The sequence below is a fragment of the Rhodospirillaceae bacterium genome (assembly GCA_018660465.1).
GTDB lineage: Bacteria > Pseudomonadota > Alphaproteobacteria > Rhodospirillales > JABJKH01 > JABJKH01.
Genome location: JABJKH010000018.1, coordinates 1 through 17,984, shown reverse-complemented (window position 1 = coordinate 17,984; position 17,984 = coordinate 1). Strand labels below are relative to the sequence as shown.

Sequence of the window (17,984 nt, the reverse complement as noted above, 5' to 3'; positions counted from 1 at the left end):
AGCGCTGCGTTGTGTGAGCTGGTAGCTCGTCAGGCTCATAACCTGAAGGTCGTAGGTTCAAATCCTACCCCCGCAACCATCAAGACCCTACCGTCGTCTCCCAAAGAGGTGGCGGTTTTGTTTTGTTGTGTGAAGGTGAGGATCTGAGCCAGGGCGCCGACCAGGAGAACGTTGGGATTAGTGTGGTCATCGTCTGCGTGAACCTCAATACGGTCAATCATGGAACGGATGATCTCGATCGCTTGGGCTCGCGTCCCTTCATCAGTTAGCAAAGACTGTAGTTTGCTAACCTTCTTAGCATAGAGCTTGGCAATGTTGGGGTGGACCTCAATTGTGCCAAGATCGTTGGATGACGCAATGTGTCGTTCTAGTTCCACCTTGCGTAACTCGAGAGTTTTTAGTTCGTCGCGGACGAGTCCAGGATCGCCGTCGCCACCAGTGATGAAGGCAATGCATCGATTGATGGCGGTGCTCACTATGTTGAGTTCTTTTTGCAGTTGGCGATCTTGGCTGCCGCGTTCCTTTTGAAGTCGGCTAACTTCCGCTTTGAACTCTTGCACGAACACGTCCAGAAGATCTTCGTTGCCGAGGAGAATATCTTTAAGTCCGGTCAGGATACGAACTTCCAGGTCCATCGCCTTAATGCCAATTGGGCTGTCGCAAGTGCCACGTTCGCGCTTGGCGGAGCAGGAGTAGCGTTCCCGGTTGATGATGGTCATGGAGCCGCCGCAGGCGCCGCACTTTACAAGACCGGTTAACAACCGCTTTTTGGTTTGGCGTTTGTTGCCTGATTGAGATGTGTAACGCGCCTTTATTACCTGAACCTGTTCCCAGGTCTCATCGTCAATGATTCGGAGAGCAGGGACCTCTGTGATGACCCATTCATGTTCAGGGTTAGGTCTAGAGACCCGCTTGCCGGTGTCAGGGTCCTTGATGAATCTTTGCCGGTTATAGGTGATGCGACCGAGATAAAGTTCATTGTTGAGAATGCCGTTGCGGCGTTGACGGCTGCCGTTGATGGTCGACGCGTTCCATTGGCCACCACGAGGGCTGGGGATGCCTTCGGCATTGAGATGACCGGCAATGCGTCGTGGAGATATGCCGTCGGCGTACTCTTGGAAGACGCGCCGAACAGTGGTGGCTTGTTCGGGGTCGATCTCCCGTTCCCCCGTTGTGACGGTACCATCATCTTTTAGGGTTCGGATGATCTGATATCCATAGCTGTTACCGCCGGGGATTTTGCCGGCTTCGACCCGTCCCCGTTGGCCTCGCCGCGTTTTGATCGCCAGATCCTTGAGGAACAAGGCATTCATCGTGCCCTTGAGGCCGACGTGCAGTTCGTTGATCTCACCTTCCGACAAGGTCACAACTTTGATCTCGGCGTGGATTAAACGTTTATAGATGGCGGCAATGTCTTCTTGGTCCCGGCTGATGCGGTCGAGAGCCTCAGCGACGACAACGTCGAAGTCACCCTGCTTTGCCGCATTCATCAGGGATAGCATGCCGGGGCGGTTACTCAGGTTGCCGCCGCTAATGGCATAATCAGTGTAAACCTCCGCCACGGTCATGCCATCGCGCTCAGCGCGTTCTCGGCACAGGCGGACCTGATCGTCAATGGAAGCCTCTGATTGCAGGTCCGAGGAATAACGAGCATAGATGGCTGCACGCATGATTAACTCCTCTGAGGTAGAGTTTTATACGGTCCCCGTGCTTCGGCACGGAGGTTGTTACGCAAGGTCACTATAGACAATTGAACGGCACGGCCAGCTTCAAGCATATGGGCCTGGTTGTAGTACTTTTGAGACGTTGTGAGTGTGGTATGGCCGAGAATGCTTGCCGTGATGTGAACGTGTCCAGGGTCTTCGATGGCAACAGACGTGGCGGCACAATCCCGAAACAGGTGGGGGGAAATCTCGATTCCGAAAGCCACCTTGGTCCGTCTGGTTATGCGCCAGTAGTGGCTCTTAGCGGACAGGGCATTACCACGCGTCGAGATACACATCCGGTCCGATGTATGGTTGCCCAAGAGGGTCGGCCTCCATTCGGTCAAATAGGAGTCTATATACGGAGCCAGCCTTCTGGGCAGCGGTACGTCAATTGGCTTGCCGTTCTTGATCTCCGAGCCGTCAAACCGCAACCAGTAGGTGTCGCCGACCTTCGTCAGATGTCGACCTATCGTAACGGCGGTTAGGTTTTTGAGCCGGATCGGCCTGGCGGCAAGGAGGGCAATGATCAATCCATCACGGTACTGGGTGAGGGGGGCTTCGAGGCTATAACGACGGCTCGCATGATCGGCCGTTTCCATCAAGCGAATGCCGAGATCAAAAAGCTCTTGGGCCGAACGCAGTTTTGGTGCTTTGTCACGAACCGGTCTAGCTCGCACCTTGAGACGGTTCTGAATACCTCTCAGCCAACGCCAGTCTCTCTTGGGGGCCGCTGCTTGCGCAAGAAGTAGAAGGTTCAATACGTGATGCATGACCGTCTGCGATGCCGCCTCTGTATTGAGGTCACTGATATAAGCGCGGACACGATCCGGAGTGATGCGATCAAGTGGGGTCTCATAATTATCCAATATAGTGTTCATGGCTAACCAGGTGAGCCATTTGCCGTAGGAGCGGAATGTTGACTCTCTCGTCGTCGGTGCCCAGTTGGCTCCTGGACCTCGACCATCAAGGATATCACCTTCAGCAAACACGGCATCCCACATCGCCCGATCAGGCGTGGGCCATTGCTCCAATGTCAGGGTGTGTTTGGGGTATCTCGACATCTTAAAGTTCCGCCATCATCGTGGAGCCACGCAGCTTAAGAATAGTATCATCGAAGTGCCGGGAGGCGGCTGCCGTTTCCATGCCCGCATAGGCCTTTATTGTCGTCTCCATGGAGCGATGTCCAAGATGGCGCCGGACGTTCTCGTATTGGCCCGGGTTTTGGTCCAGATAGATCTTGGCGGCAATATGCCGAAATAGATGAGGATTAACTTCGAGGCCGGTTCCTTCGAAGACAAAACGCTTCAGCTGAATGCTGAGGGTGTGACCGGACTTTGGGGCATCTTCCGACCGTCCGGGGAACAGCCACGGGTTCGTGGGGGAACACAGACGGGGCCGGAAGTTTTTTAGGTACAACTCCAGGAGCCAGACAGTGTCTTTGGGAAGAGGATAGTCAAGGGGTTCGCCGTTTTTTACCTCTTCGCCCGGTATAACAAGATGAACTTCTCCTCCAGTCGCGCGGGATCGTTGAATGTGCCGTTCGATGTGAATACCGGCCAAGTTCTTTAGTCGGACCGGAGCCATAAGCAGGATCTCGACCGCCAAGGCCCATTGGACGAGTCGAGCATCGTGCTCTAACCCGCGATCCTCCCGAAGAACCTGTTTGACCGTCCGAAGGGAAAGTTCCAGCAGCAGGAGGACGTTCCTGGGGTCATCGAAGGGTCGAAGCCGGTCGCGATTCTTATCGGTCATGCCGACGGCCTTCGGATCAACCCGATTGCAGAGATCCTTCAGCGTCTCCAAGTGATCGTCGTCAACACCGACAACATACTTGGCTAGTATTTTTATCATGACCGCCAGGCCATGAACACGGGAGGTGGTTTTGTCATCGGCTCGGTCCAGATAGAACCGTAGAATGACTTTGGCTGAAGCCACGTCAACGATCTGGGCAACTGAGACAACATTCTTGATGTCCCAGCCACTGAGAACCAGAGCAGAGGCAAGTTCGCGGATTTGAATCAGACGCTTCTTGATGGTTGCCGGTGCCAGCGGTTTATCTGGTCCGGTGTCATCAAGAATATCGGCTCCGACCCACTGATCCATGGCCATGGCAATCTCGTCCTGGAAGGACAGCGGGAACTTCTCCAAGGGAATTGTGAACGCTCGACTGTCATTGGGGATGGTTAGCTTGCGTTGAGGCCATTCCGGAACGCGGCCGATGAGTTTATTCCATGCATAGAGGATCTTTTTCCAGCGTCCGCGAGGATCTGTCACCAGGCTCTCGTCGATCAGGGACTGCAACAATAAATGAGCGACGGTGTCGTCGACGTCTTCTGGATCAATTCCTTGCGCGCTACAGAGGTGCATAAGGCGTGACACCGATCGTCGGTCGTAGACTGCCTCTGGCCCGACCTTCGTGTCCCAGAGGCATTGCCATGCGGGGGTGAGGGGTGCCATGTAGGATCTGCCCTTGCCGGGGCCATATCTCTTCAAGGCAAATAGGAGATCGCTCTTCATGTTCGAGATGCGGCTCTTCTTCAGGCCGGTTTGCGCCGGGTGAAGGCGCTTGAGATAAGGGCGCACGAATGAGGCGTGGGCGGGAATTTGACACGGCTGCTTGCCGACCGTCTTGCAGAAAGATCGGATTGAAGATGCGACGTTCCTACGTCGCTGAATCCCAATCTGCTCGTCAGCTTCAACCGCGACGATCAAGTTCTCAAGGGTCAAGCTATCCGGGTCAGCGAATGCGTTGATAGGTAGGGATTCAGTCATCTCTAACTCCATAATGTTGAGTATACTTGGACAATAGTGGGTAATGAAAGGCATAAATGGACAAATACTAAATATAATTAAAGTAACTATGACTAAAAGATCCCCTGTTACTTACATATATATTCATTATTACTTTATAAAGAACTGACATAACTGGACAATAGTGACCATGAATACTCATGAGTTCCGCCGTGTTCGAATGAATGCTTGGAGGTCAGGTTCGCTGATTCTCAACTGTCGCCCGATACGGTGTGCCACCAAATCACCGGCATCAATCCAACGACGGATCGTTTTGGTTGATGCCTGGAGATGTTTAGCAGTTTGTTCGAGCGTGAACAGAGTGGGCAGGGAATGCTCGGGCATCACAACTTCATCATCACTCATGATGGTCTCCTTTGTTGTTGGGTGGGGGGATTGGGGTAGTGCTATCAGGTAATGTCACAGATGCTGCCGATGACAGGGACGTAGAAATACATTCCCTTGCCACTTGTCGTGCGAGGAGTCGCACAATTGCCTCCAGGCTTGTGGTAGGTTGATCAGAATTTGGTTGGACACGAGTGCTCATACTCTAATTCTGTCACGTAGAGCGATAAGTAATCCCAGGCCAATTTTGGAGGTGAAAACCTAGAAAAATTGGCCTCGATTTAATTGCCGGCTAATAGAAATGGGTAAATTAGTCCTGGGACCAGAGGGCACGCTTCTCAAGGCTTGCTTGGATTGATCGCCCACTGACCGTTGATGCGAAATCGGGAAGCATGTGTTCGTAGAACTTTAGGACGAAGTCTACGAACTGTCCGGTTCGGTCGGCACGTTCCCAATGGCGGGTAACGCTTGGGCTGGAATTGGTTCGACCCTCAAAAACCTCGGCAAGTCGAATAACTGCCATATCATTAAGCTCGTGTTTTGTCTTCCAAGGAAGGGAAGGTTCATTTGTGCGATCGAATATTGTTTCCAGAAAGTACAGGTTTGCGACAGTTTCGTTGAGGATTTGTCTATAATCCATGGCCGATGCGCTGGCCATACGAGCCAGAGTCGGAACATCAAGTTGAGCTAGCGCCGCCGTTAAAGTTCGGCAAAGGTTGGCAATGTCTTTTGGTTTCGTTTTGCGGGATCGATCAACGCGATTAACCTCATCAGCAGTGACGACCAAGGCCGCAATGATCTTAAGGTCAAATAGATAATGGGCGTGGTCATTATCTATCTGCTCCGGCAGTTTGACATCGCAACATGACCAGATCTTACGGACGTTATTCCAAGCGTTATCATTCGAGGAATTTTCCATACGAAAAGGATAGCAGATATCGCTGTTTGTCTCGACTAGTTTGTAATACCCAAATCGGATTGGCGGACATCAAATCCCAAAATTCGACTTCTGCTTATCGCAGAAAAGCAGACATAATCAGACGCTGGAATTTACTTCTGCTATTAGCCGAGGGAGCCATAAGCGGAAGTTCGTGATGCCATCAGATGGCTGCCGTTTTAAGATTGAGTGGGCTAGGGTTAGTTCCGTCTATCTCAGGCTCGGTGGCCTCGGACAGACGTCGAAAACCAGCCTACCTCATTGCCGCTAGCCAATTTATACTGGGCAAAGTTAGAAATTTCAGAATGGATATTTCACCGGATTGCGCTGAGAGAGACGCTTTTTGGCAATAAAATAGTATCCTCATGATCAGCCCCCTTTGATTGGTCCACCTTGAATGTTAGTGCATGACCGGTTCCTGGTCCATCGGGATGATGGTTTCGGGAGCCGGCGGGCGATAGCCTAATGCACTATGCGGCCTCTTCGTGTTGTAATGTTTCCTCCATTGTTCGATGATAATTTGTGCTTCTTTCAAGGAATAAAAGACCTCGCCGTTAAGCAGTTCGTCTCTGAATTGGGCATTGAAGCTTTCACAGTATCCGTTTTCCCAGCGTGATCCTGGCTTGATGTAGGCCGTTTTTGCACCCACAGCTTTGATCCAGTTCTGTACGGTCTCGGCAACGAACTCAGGTCCGTTGTCCGACCTGATAAAAGCTGGCACCCCACGCAAGATGAACAGGTCAGTCAGCACATCTATGACATCTGTTGAGTTGAGCTTGCGGTTTACCCGGATTGCCAGACATTCATGGCTGTGCTCATCAAGAATATTTAACGTCCTGAGGACCTTTCCATCGTCGGTTCTGTGATGGACAAAATCATAGGACCAGACGTGGTCGCGGTATTCCGGCCTCAATCTCACGCATGACCCGTCATTCAACCAGAGATGGCCTTTCTTTGGTTGTTTCATTGGGACTTTCAGCCCCTCACGCCGCCACAGGCGTTCAATACGTTTGTCATTGACCTGCCAACCGGCATCTCTCAGCAAAGCTGCGATCCTACGGTATCCATATCGACCATACTGTCGCACCAGTTCGATCATGTCCGCCACAAGGCATTCTTCATCCGCGCGGCCCCGTGGTCGTCGTCGTTGCGTGGAACGGTGCTGGCCAAGTACGCGACAAATACGACGCTCCGATAGGTTCAATTTACTTCGCACATGATCAATGCAAACTCGACGATGCGCGGGGCTTTGAAGTTTCCCCTTGTGGCCTCGGTCAGGATCAACTTATCCAAAGTCAGATCAGAAACGGCTCGTCTTAACCGCTCATTCTCCTTTTGAAGACGCTTCAGTTCTTTAAGTTGAGCGGTCCCCATTCCACCGTACTGCTTACGCTAACGGTAGAAGCTCTGCTCTGTGATCTGAATTTTCCTGATCGCATCCACACGCGCCATTCCTTGGCCGACAAGCACCTCAACCTGCCGTAATTTTGTAATGATCTCTTCCGGACGATGTCTCTTGATACCCATTATTTGGTCCTCCTTTACTAACTATAAGGGTGGACCAACTCAGTGGGGGAGGATCACTCAGACAACGCAATTTTTTATGGACCCTAATAATTATTTCAACTTAGAAACATTGCAGAAATCTATAATAGGAATAGACGTGCTATAAAAAGTTTATGAGAGCATATTTTGATTCGAACTTCGGAGATATTTGAGATCATGGGTAACAATATAATCAAGTCTGTTGCGACAGTAGCGCTGATTGCGACATCTTTATTCGTGACCTCTGCCAACGCGACTACATTGGAAGAGGTGAAGAAAAAAGGAATTCTCCATTGCGGAGTAAGCCAAAATCTTATCGGCTTTTCAAGCATCGATAAGGGAGGCAAATGGGCTGGGTTGGATGTCGATGTTTGCCGAGCTTTAGCCGCCGCTGTGCTTGGAGACGCGACGAAAATAAAATATTTTGCATTGACGGAAAAGGATCGATTTACCGCACTGCAAACGGGAAAAGTAGATATTTTGTCACGCAATACAACATGGACCTTGGCGCGTGATACAGCGCTCAACCTCAATTTTGCCGGGGTTAATTATTATGATGGTCAGGGCTTTATGGTGCGCAAGGCTCTAGGTCTAAAGAGTGCTAAAGAGTTGGGTGGTGCGACGGTATGCCTTGCAGTTGGGACCACGACTGAACTCAATCTCAGCGATTATTTCAGAGAGAATAATATGACCTACAGGGCTAAGAAATATGATGGCTCCTCTGACGCTGCCGAAGCTTATGATCAGGGTAAATGCGATGCCTTCACGACCGACCAGTCCGCTTTGGCCTCGCGTCGTTTAATTTTGAAAAATCCGGATGATCATATGATCTTACCCGATGTGATTTCCAAGGAGCCTCTTGGCCCCGTTGTCCGTCATGGAGACGATCAATGGCTAGATTTGGTTAAGTGGGCATTATATGCCACGCTCGAGGCTGAGGAGAACGGTGTGACCTCAAAAAATGTTGACCAAATGAGGCAATCTAAAAGTCCGACTATCCGTCGCCTGCTCGGTCTTGAAGGCGGTATGGGTAAAAAACTTGGCATTGATGATGAATGGGCTTACCGAATAATTAAACAGGTCGGCAACTACGCTGAGAGTTATGAACGATATGTCGGTCTCAATTCTCCTTTGAAGTTACCACGTAGTGTGAATTCCTTATGGAAGCACGGCGGTCTTCACTATCCAATGCCAATTCGGTAACAGGGCATATATAAGTAATGATTGACTGCACGCGATGGATCAAATGAAGTTAGCGGATCGCTCCGATAATCCTACTCGGAGTAGCTCGGTCGTGTGGACCTTGCGCCGAGTATTGATGTTAATCGTTGTGGTGTCTTCATTTGCAATGGTCGGCACTTTGGTGTGGGTTTCCGATACCTATCAGCGTTTCGCAATTGATACCCAGAACAGATCAACAAAGACGATGGCAACCTTTCTGGTGAAGCAAAGGATCGTCCAGCAATATGAAAAAAAGATTGTTCCCTTTACCGACGAATGGGCACGCCTATCAACACTAATTGCAGCCGTTAAGGAGAATCTTCCTGGTACCGCCCGAATTGCCGCCAGTCGTATGATGCAAACGATAGAGGTGGCCGAAGGTCGTGTCCGCCTCCGCAATGTTGTAGTTTACACCAAAGGTATGGAAGTTTTCGCAATGGCGGAGAAGGGATCTGGCGAAAATTTGGCCATGCACCGCAAAATCTTTGACCGGCTGAAACAGCGCAATCTGAGTCAGAAACGGCAAAAGACGACATTTTTATGGAGGACTCCCAAAGGCCAGCCTGTTCACAGCATTATCGCGCCAATTGGGGGATTTCAGGTTTTCGGCTTCATAGAGTTTGTCACCGACCCAACGCCCGAATTGATTGGTATGGGCGATGCTTTCGGCGGAATGTTCAGGCTTTTTGACCAAAGGGACAATCTTTTATTTGAGAGCTTAGAAACACCTGAAAAGGAATTGAAAACAAATCTGCTTCAACCTAAGCGTAGTGCCAAACCAGCAACCGTTAACTTGGAAACTTTGCGTGTCGAGATCACCGATACGATGGGAGGACTCTGGGCCGTGGCGACCATAACCCAGGACGTTTCACAATTTAAAGGGTCAATTGCATCGCTTCGAAATCAAGGCATCGGAATCATTGCCGTAGTTGTATTGGCAAGTATTTTACTTGGTTGGTTGCTTCTGCGTCTGTCCGTATTTTCCAGACTTCATAACTTTGCGTCTGCTATGGAAGGCCTTGCTCACGGCGATACGGAAACGGATATTCCGGCCACTGGGCACGACGAATTCAGAACTATAGGTATGGCGTTACAGACGTTACGGACGGCTGTTATAGAGCGCAATTTCGCTGAAAATGCCCTCGCCGAGCAGACGCGGCTCCTCAACTTGACCTTGGAAAGCGTAGGCCAGGGAATAACCATGTATGGCGCCGATTGGAAATTGGTGACCTACAACAATCGATATAAGGAGCAATTTGATCTGCCCGATGAATTGTTTAGGGAAGGAGAATTGTTCGACAATATTGTCGGCGCAACCCTGAGGAAAGACGAAAAGGGCAATCTGAACAAGGTGCTCAAATCTATTAGGGACCCGAAACGCATGACGGAAGTCTGGGAACGGGATATGGTTCGAGAAAACGGGCGCGCTATTAACATACTGAGCAATCCGGTTCCGACAGGGGGCTTTGTCGTCACCACGACTGACATCACCGAGCGTAAACGCACGGAAGGTCACCTTCGTAATGCCTTGGACAATATGACAGATGGCATATTTCAGCTAGATGAAGACCTCAACTATAGCCTAATTAATGATCGGTATAAGGAACTTGTTGACGTTCCTGATGATCTGATTCAAATCGGTCGACCTATCCTTAGCGTCGTTCAATATATCGCCAAGCGCGGAGATTATGGTCCGGTGGAATTTGATGAAATTGTGGAAAAAAGGATGGGCGTACTTCGGCAAAAGACGGCGACAACGTTTGAGGTGAACACACCGAAAGGAGTCATCGAGTTGCGCCAGGCACCATCTGCCGAAGGGGGCTCGGTATCGGTTGTTATTGATGTCACAGATCGTAAGCGATTTGAAGAGTCGCTTGCTCAAGCCAAGATCACTGCCGAAAATGCAAATCAAGCTAAAGCTGAATTTCTCGCCACCATGAGCCACGAAATCCGCACACCTATGAATGGTGTCATCGGTATGATTGATCTCTTGCAACAGACCAAGCTGACGAATGATCAAGGTGAAATGGTGGATACAGTCCGCAGGTCTGCCTATTCGTTGCTTACGATCATTAATGACATTCTTGATTTTTCCAAAATTGAATCCGGCAAGCTGGAACTTGAATCCATTCCGATATCGATTTGTGACGCGATTGATAGTGTTGCCGAGACCCTATCGGCGACGGCCAGGGGCAAGAATATTTTTCTTCGCACCTACGTTGATCCAAAAATTCCAGACGCCGTCATGGGCGATCAACTCCGGATCCGGCAAATTTTGTTTAACCTGGCAGGGAATGCAGTCAAGTTTACAGAGGAAGGCGGCGTGTTGGTTCGTGCTGACCTTCTAGATAATAGCGCCCAGGCCGAAGCGACGATCCGAATTCAGATCATCGACAGCGGTATCGGCCTCAACGAAGAGGGGATGTCGAACCTATTCAAGGCGTTCACCCAGGCGGAAAGCTCAACCACACGTCGGTATGGAGGAACCGGACTCGGTCTGACGATTTGCCAGCGGTTGACGGAATTGATGGGCAGTGAGATCGTGGTCGAGAGCGTCTTTGGCGAAGGCTCCGTATTCAGCATAACCCTGACCCTGCCAATAGCCAGCCAACATAATATTAAGAGTGATGGTTATGACCTCAGCGACCTAAATATTATATGCGTCTTAAATAATGAACTCGTTATCACCTACCTTGAGCATTGGGGGGCAAAAGTTACGGCTTACAAAGACCCAAACGAAATGCCGAATGCCTTGAATGTGGCGGTCAAAAATGGGGTTCCGGTTGATGTTGTTTTTATGGGCCCTCGTGTGCCGTTGGAGGAAGCATTCGACATCATCAAGGACATTCAGTCGCAGCCAAAAATTTCGAACACGGCATTCGTCGTTGGCAACCCGACCAGGAAGCAGAATATACAGACGAGTTTGGACAATACAGTTTACATTGAGACCAGTCCAAATAAGCGTCCAGCCTTCATTAGAGCCATTGCGGTTGCTGCGGGGCGCGCCAGCCCGGAGGTAAATTACGACAACGTGGATACGCTTGAAGGCGTCGGGGAAGGTCCCAGCGTAGAACAAGCAGAAGCCGCCGGACAATTGATCTTGCTGGCCGAAGATAATCTTACGAACCAGGAAGTTCTCCTCCGGCAATTGAATTATCTCGGATATGCTGCCGATGTTGTGAATGATGGAAAAGAGGCTCTAGTGGCGCTCGGCAACAAATCTTATGCGACACTCCTATCTGACTGCCATATGCCAAATTTGGACGGCTTTGGTCTGACGGAGACAGTCCGTCGTGGTGAAGTTGATACCGGCAAGCGTCTTCCCATCATCGCGATAACGGCAAGTGCGCTCAAGGCCGAGGCAGACCACTGTTTTGAGGTTGGTATGGACGATTTTCTATCTAAGCCAGTCGAATTGCCGAAGCTACACGCGGTGCTGAGAAAATGGATGCCGGGAGAACCACCAACGAAAATTGAATTGATAGATGGACAGGGCGGCAGTGAGGGCGAACAAAATGTTCCGTTGTTGGCCAATACCGATAAAACCGACGTAAAAGCGTTGCCAGAAATTCCCGGGCTCGATTTAGCGGCGGCGATTGAGAGAATTGGAGGCCGTCGGAAATTGTATCAAAAATTATTTGAGCAATTTCTTGAAGAACATATCACGGATACCGACATCATCGGCCGCGCGCTCGGCAATCAAGATTGGGAAGAAGCGCGCGTGTTGACCCATACATTGAAGGGGATCGTGGGAAACCTCGGCGCGACTGCCTTACACAAGGCGACGATGGCGCTGGAAAAATCGATACATGATAAAACCGAGGACGCGGCAGCTCGTGCGCTTGAGGAAGCCGCCGCCGCGGTCGCCATTCTTGTTGAAACACGTGACATCGTAGTGGAGGCACTAAGGCCGTATGAATCTTAACCTGTGCCATCCGGCTTAGTATCGGAAGCATAGATCCAGACAAATTCCATGCCTTACCGAACTTACCACAATTCAAGTCTTGACCTCTGCGGTACGTAACCCTAACCGACCCCCTAAAATGTCCGCTTTGGGTTGCCGCCTCAACCGGTCGATGCAACACATGCATTACCCCCTAAAAGCGGACGTAATGATTCGGTGTAGTCCTCCTGGTCAACGTCTCGAACAGATTATTGGGACCAATGGGTTTGGCCACATGGTCGTTCATTCCGGCGTAAAGGCATTTTTCTCGATCTTTGACCGTGGCGTAGGGCTGTATGGGGGATGAATTACTTGGCCTGGGGCTTTCTACTTAAAGATAGAGAAAAGTAAATTGGCGGTTCTGAACTGAATTTCAAAGCGCCAGATGGCATGAATTTAAAATATTGATATTCATAGGCGATTAAATGATCATAGGAAGTGCGTTCGTTTAAACATCAAAATTCGATGAGGATGGGAGATCTCAGTTGCGCGCCCTCGGACAAAATAGCCACCTCTCAGCCTTCGTCTTGGTCCTATCCGGTCTTTATCTCATGGGCTGTGCTCAGACGGCACAAGTGGATGAAAAGTCCGAGCTACCATCAGTCCAAAATCTGAAGCAGCACGAAGACGACCACGAGCATCATGAGAACGAATTTCTAGTACTGGACCCACCGCCCGGCTACCTGACAAGCATCCCTAGCTTGGGTTTCTCGATCGTTGATGTTGTACGTTTGGACGCAATGCAGTCAACACTATATCATTTAAAGATCGACAGCGGCCATCATCCTTTTCAGGTTCGCCATCTGCATGACAAGTTTCATCCGAACGTGATCGCCGACGTTAATCACCATTTTGGATTGCACGCTCGGTACAGAAAGTTAACGGACTATTTCAGCCGGCGGGCGGCAAATTGGGGGACGCCAAAATCGGGTTGTGGACAAGGCATCAGGATGGGAACCGTTGATGGCGGTCTAGACACAAAGCACCCGGCCTTCAAGGGGCGTAATGTCACCTACCGTTCATTCCATCGTAAAGGCCAAAAAATTTCTTCCATCGCGCATGGAACAGCGGTGGCATCCGTGCTGGTCGGCGGCCCGACATGGGGCAACATGTTGCCGAACGCGCATTTGAGCGCTACCAATGTTTTCCAAAAAGACAAGAAAGGGCGATCAAGGGCCAGCGCGAAAGGCATCTTTCTGGCAGTCAATTGGTTGCTTAAGCAACGCTTAAAGGTCATCAACTTTTCTATTGGTGGCTCGGCCAATCGACTGGTGAAAAGGGCCATTGAGCGTGCCCACAAGCGCGGCATCATTTTGATTGCGTCGGCTGGAAATAACGGACCCCTCACTCGAAAGAAATCCTATCCAGCGGCGTTTCGGCATGTCATTGCGATCGCCGCGTCCAACAGGTTTGATAAAACAGCCAAGTTTTCATCGGCCGGGGACTACGTTGAATTTTCGGCCCCCGGCGTCAAAATCTATACTGCAGTTCCAGGTGGCGGTAGGTTAATGTCCGGAACATCTTTCGCATCGCCTATCGTTGCTGCCTTCGCCGCTGCGGCGATTAAATATAAAGGCATCAAAAATCTAGATCAAATGCGTGCGTATTTGCGTAAAAACACTGCCGCACATGGAAGAAAGAAATGGGACAAGTTCTCGGGCTGGGGTTTTCTTCATGTTAACCCGCCTTGCTGATCAACAGGTCATGTACTCATAATGACCCCAAAATCACTCGAGCATCACTTGGTCTCGAATACCCAAACGCCGTCCCAACCGGCGGGCGGCGGCTCCGCGCGGAGGTGAGCGACGCGGTCTAGATAGACGGCGGCGGCGGAATCATCCGAATTTGAGTCCAAGCACGCCCTAAAGGCTGTATCAGCGGCGTCCCAATTCTGCTTCCGATAGGCTTCGAGTCCGACATGGAAGCTATCCAGCCCCGGTTGCCCGTTCAATTCCGCCAGCAGTTCGTAAACCCGCGTAGGCTCGTTCTTGCCCTTGACTTTGATCAGGTCGAGTTCTCGCAGAGCAACACCGTCGCCGGCCAAATCACGGGTACGCTCCGAAACCATAGCGCGTGTGCCGTAGGCCTTGTTGGCGCCCTCAAGCCTGGCGCCTAGGTTCACCGGATCACCCATGATGGTGAAGCTCATTGATACCCGGGAACCGACCGTACCGACGATCATCTCACCGGTTGAAACGCCGATCCTGAGATCGATGTCGAGAGACTCCGCCTTGGAACCCAACTCCCGCTTTACGTCGTTTCGAAACATTTCCAGATGTTCGAGGGCCTGAACGGCGGCCCGGCAAGCCAACGTAGCGTGTTCATCCGCCGCCGTGAACGGCGGCCCCCAAAAGGCCATGACGGCGTCACCCATGAACTTGTCGACGACGCCATTGTTCTCGGAGATGGCGTCAGTCATGTGGCCGAAGAAACGGTTCATCATCTTGATCAGGTCGTCCGGCGCCAACGCCTCCGAGATCGAGGTGAAGCCCTTGAGGTCGATGAACATCACCGTCATCTCGCGGCGCTCTCCACCGGGTTCGGCGAATTCTGGGTGGTCCAGAAGATTGGTGACGATCCTCGGGTCCATGTACTTACCGAAGGTTTCCTTGATGCGCTCTTTCAGGCGCAACTCGCCAACCATGTGGTTGAACGAGCTGGTCAGCCGGCCGATTTCGTCGCGGGACGTAACTGGCACCTCAGTATCGAGGTCGCCGCCCTCGACGGCTTCCGTTCCGGCGACTAGGTTGCGTACGGCGCGGACGATCACCCGTGTGACAATAAGGGCAAAACCGAATCCAAGCAGGGCAGCAAAGGCGGTCAGGATGATATTGGTGGTCAGCAGGGTCTTCTCGTCCCGGTCGGCCCTCAGTACGGCGGCGTTTGTCAGTCCCTCGATATGGCGTCGCAGCTTGGCGATTTCGGCGTTGACCGCGTCTTGATGCGAATTGAGAATAGGCGCCAAAGTGTCGAACAAGTGCAAGTCACCGGCCACCCGCGCCGCCACGAGCTTTTCGCCATGGTCCGTAAAAGTCTTGTGGGCGGTCTCAATCGCGATCAACGATTTTTTCAACGTGGCAACCCGCGCATCGGCGCGAAGCAGTTGCCGCGCCTTTTCGAATTCTCCGGCGATTTTAGCCCCCAAATTATCGAAACGTTTCCGGTTGCGAGCTACCGATTTATTCGGCGAGTCGTCTTCAACCAGGACGAACAAACGTTGCAGCAACACACCTTGCTCCAACGTACGAACGTTGACCCGGGTCACCGCCTCGGTCACGGGCATGTGCTTCCCTGCAATAGTGTCCAATTCGTCGGAAATATTGGCGGTGAGCCGAATGGAATAGACGGCGACAGTAACCATAAATATCAGAACCACTAAGGCGATGCCGAAAATCTTCTGGCCAATTTTGAGGCGCATACCACTACCCAAGTTGCTGATTCTTGCTTTCTAAATAACTTTGGACGCAAACCCCAAAATGCGCAATAGTTATAGCATAATGCGTGAATAACACGTGTTTGTAACAGGGGAGGCGGTGACAATGACCGGGTGCGGAGCGCTCAAGCGATCCTTCTCGGTGAAAGTTTCAACTTTTGTGGTCGCGGGGCTGATTGTCCTAGGAGTTTGGTCAGCGGATTCGGCTGGTGCCGGTTTCGTCGAACTGGCACAGGCGCCGCAAGACGGCCCGCCGACGGCGGGAACCACGTTCGAAGTCCTCGGTTCGATCCAGGGCCTCGGCGGTCTTGCCGTCACCGGCGTCCAGACCATCAAGGACGTAACCACGGCGACTGTCACGGTGAAGGGCGTTTCGGCCCAACTCGTCGGTTTCAACTTCAACGACCAGACTTACGCGGCGGTCCTCCCGACTGCCTTCAATTTCGCCGACTTCGTGCCGGGGATCGACGGGACGGTTCTCGATGAAATCGCGCTTCCCTCACCGGTGTTAATCGTCGCCCCGGCCGGAAGCGATCCGGCGCAACTGTCCTCGCGCTCGTTGCCAAAGGCAGTTGGGGACGCCCTCGCAGCCTCGGGCGCAAGGAACCCCACGGTCACCAGCGGCATTACCCTTTTCGGCCGCATCGACGGCTCCGAGGCCACGCAGACCGCTGCCCTGCTCTCGCTCGTTGCCGTCCAGGACGCGAGCTTACCGATCAGCGGAGCGCTCGATCCCGCCATCTTTCAAGTGGCTACCAACGACAATGCGTCGGCGCTCAGGGCTACGATCCTAAATAAGCTCAATCTCAGAATACCGCTCCCGGCTCTGAAGCCTCAGGGTTTACCCGCTGACCTCGTGTTCGCCGAGGGCGCAGCCCTTCGGTTCCATAGCGCAGCGGGTAACGACGGGTCCCGCGTCGTCGAGACCGACATCTTGGCCGCGTTGGCGTTGAGGCTCGCCAATCAGACGGTCAACTTCCAGGGTGAGATCGACTTCACCCGCACTGGCGGTCAGAATTCCCAGAATTCCCAGAATTCCCAAAATCCCCAGAACTCCCAGACCAACATCGCCCTTTCCGGCACCACTTCGGGCCGGCTCAACCTGCCGTCTTTCATCCCGGTGCAATTGACGAATATGTCAATTGCTGCCACTAGCGTGGCCGGCAAATGGACCACGTCGCTAAAGGCCAAGACCACGTTCAGGAATAAGGATATCGACCTCTCGGTCGCCCTGGTGCCGGATTCAGCGGGCAAGTTCGTGCCGAGCGTCTCGCTTCAAACTCAGGTCACGGTGGCTGAGGTTATCGGTTCCGCGAACGTGCCGGGAGTCGACGACATTCAGCTCGACGGCGCCACCATCACCAACGGCTTCGTCGAGGCCCAGGCGACAATCAAGGATACGCAGGCCAAGGTCATCCTCTTCAAGCCGACGCCACAGTCAAAAATTCACCTCGCTGCCCTGCCGTCCGAGTTTAAGTTCTCGACCTTCCTGCCGCAGCTGGGCCAAACGGCGTTCGACGCCGCGACCTTCAAGTCCACGGCGCTTGTCTGGGTTCCCACGGGTGAAGCGAGGAACGGCGTACGGACATCTGGTCTACAGACGGAGGTGGCTTCGGCGTTGCAGGCGACGGCGGAAACACTGGATTTCAAGGGAGGTCTCAATCTTTTTGCCCGCATGAACCTTGAGGCCTCGGGCAGCATTGCTACTCTGCTGAGCCAAGTTGGCACCGATACCTCGAACCTGCCGCTTAGGGGCACATTGAACCCGGTAGTGTTCCGCGATGCCACCGGAAACGCTCAGGAAATCCGCGACGTCCTTCTCGACAACCTGGACCTACACGTACCGCTACAGACTTTGGCGTTGCCTGGGCTGCCGGGTGCTGGAACTTTCAAGGACGGCAAACTGGCGATCAAGGGTCAGCGGAATGCGGACAACCAACGGGTCATCGATATCGGGGTGAAGGGTGATCTCGAGGTCGACTTGAAAGGCGAAAAGATCGACTTCGCGCTTGAGGTAGAGCTGGACCGGGCAGCGGGCGGCGACACCGATCTTTCTATCGCCGG

General features: G+C 52.1%; 10 protein-coding genes and 1 pseudogene. 4 read left to right on the top strand and 7 right to left on the bottom strand.

All coding sequences use genetic code 11. The features are described 5' to 3' along the window. Positions 1–35: 35 nt before the first annotated feature. From HOM51_03525 to HOM51_03500, 6 genes and pseudogenes are all read right to left on the bottom strand, one after another. Positions 36–1,670, bottom strand: a complete 1,635-nt coding sequence (locus tag HOM51_03525; GenBank protein ID MBT5033568.1) for a recombinase family protein — start codon at positions 1,668–1,670, stop codon at positions 36–38. 2 nt (positions 1,671–1,672) lie between these two features. After that, complete coding sequence (locus HOM51_03520) at positions 1,673–2,767, bottom strand: site-specific integrase (GenBank protein ID MBT5033567.1); 1,095 nt, start codon at positions 2,765–2,767, stop codon at positions 1,673–1,675. Between the two features lies 1 nt (position 2,768). Next, the gene (locus HOM51_03515; protein ID MBT5033566.1) at positions 2,769–4,478 is read right to left on the bottom strand and encodes a site-specific integrase; all 1,710 of its coding nucleotides are present in this window, start codon (positions 4,476–4,478) and stop codon (positions 2,769–2,771) included. Between the two features lie 177 nt (positions 4,479–4,655). Then, positions 4,656–4,862, bottom strand: a complete 207-nt coding sequence (locus HOM51_03510; GenBank protein ID MBT5033565.1) for a helix-turn-helix domain-containing protein — start codon at positions 4,860–4,862, stop codon at positions 4,656–4,658. A 289-nt stretch (positions 4,863–5,151) separates the two neighbouring features. Continuing rightward, complete coding sequence (locus HOM51_03505) at positions 5,152–5,760, bottom strand: hypothetical protein (protein ID MBT5033564.1); 609 nt, start codon at positions 5,758–5,760, stop codon at positions 5,152–5,154. A gap of 418 nt (positions 5,761–6,178) precedes the next feature. Beyond that, a pseudogene (locus HOM51_03500) lies at positions 6,179–7,305 on the bottom strand (IS3 family transposase). Between the two features lie 195 nt (positions 7,306–7,500). Between HOM51_03500 and HOM51_03495 the strand changes: the two are divergent. The 3 genes from HOM51_03495 to HOM51_03485 all read left to right on the top strand — a co-directional run bounded on the left by HOM51_03495 (position 7,501) and on the right by HOM51_03485 (position 14,181). Further along, positions 7,501–8,526: an amino acid ABC transporter substrate-binding protein gene (locus tag HOM51_03495; protein ID MBT5033563.1), complete on the top strand. Its 1,026-nt coding sequence runs from the start codon at positions 7,501–7,503 to the stop codon at positions 8,524–8,526. 43 nt (positions 8,527–8,569) lie between these two features. Then, a complete protein-coding gene (locus HOM51_03490) occupies positions 8,570–12,469 on the top strand; it encodes a response regulator (protein ID MBT5033562.1) in 3,900 nt (1,299 codons plus the stop codon). A gap of 503 nt (positions 12,470–12,972) precedes the next feature. Further along, on the top strand, positions 12,973–14,181 hold the full coding sequence (locus HOM51_03485) for a S8 family serine peptidase (protein ID MBT5033561.1): 1,209 nt from the start codon (positions 12,973–12,975) through the stop codon (positions 14,179–14,181). Positions 14,182–14,225: 44 nt separating this feature from the next. Here the strand turns inward: HOM51_03485 and HOM51_03480 are convergent, their stop codons facing one another. Beyond that, entirely contained in the window at positions 14,226–15,917 is a 1,692-nt protein-coding gene (locus HOM51_03480) for a HAMP domain-containing protein (protein ID MBT5033560.1), read from the bottom strand. A 109-nt stretch (positions 15,918–16,026) separates the two neighbouring features. Between HOM51_03480 and HOM51_03475 the strand changes: the two genes are divergently transcribed. Then, the coding region (locus HOM51_03475) for a hypothetical protein (GenBank protein MBT5033559.1) at positions 16,027–17,984 on the top strand (1,958 nt) is incomplete at its 3' end.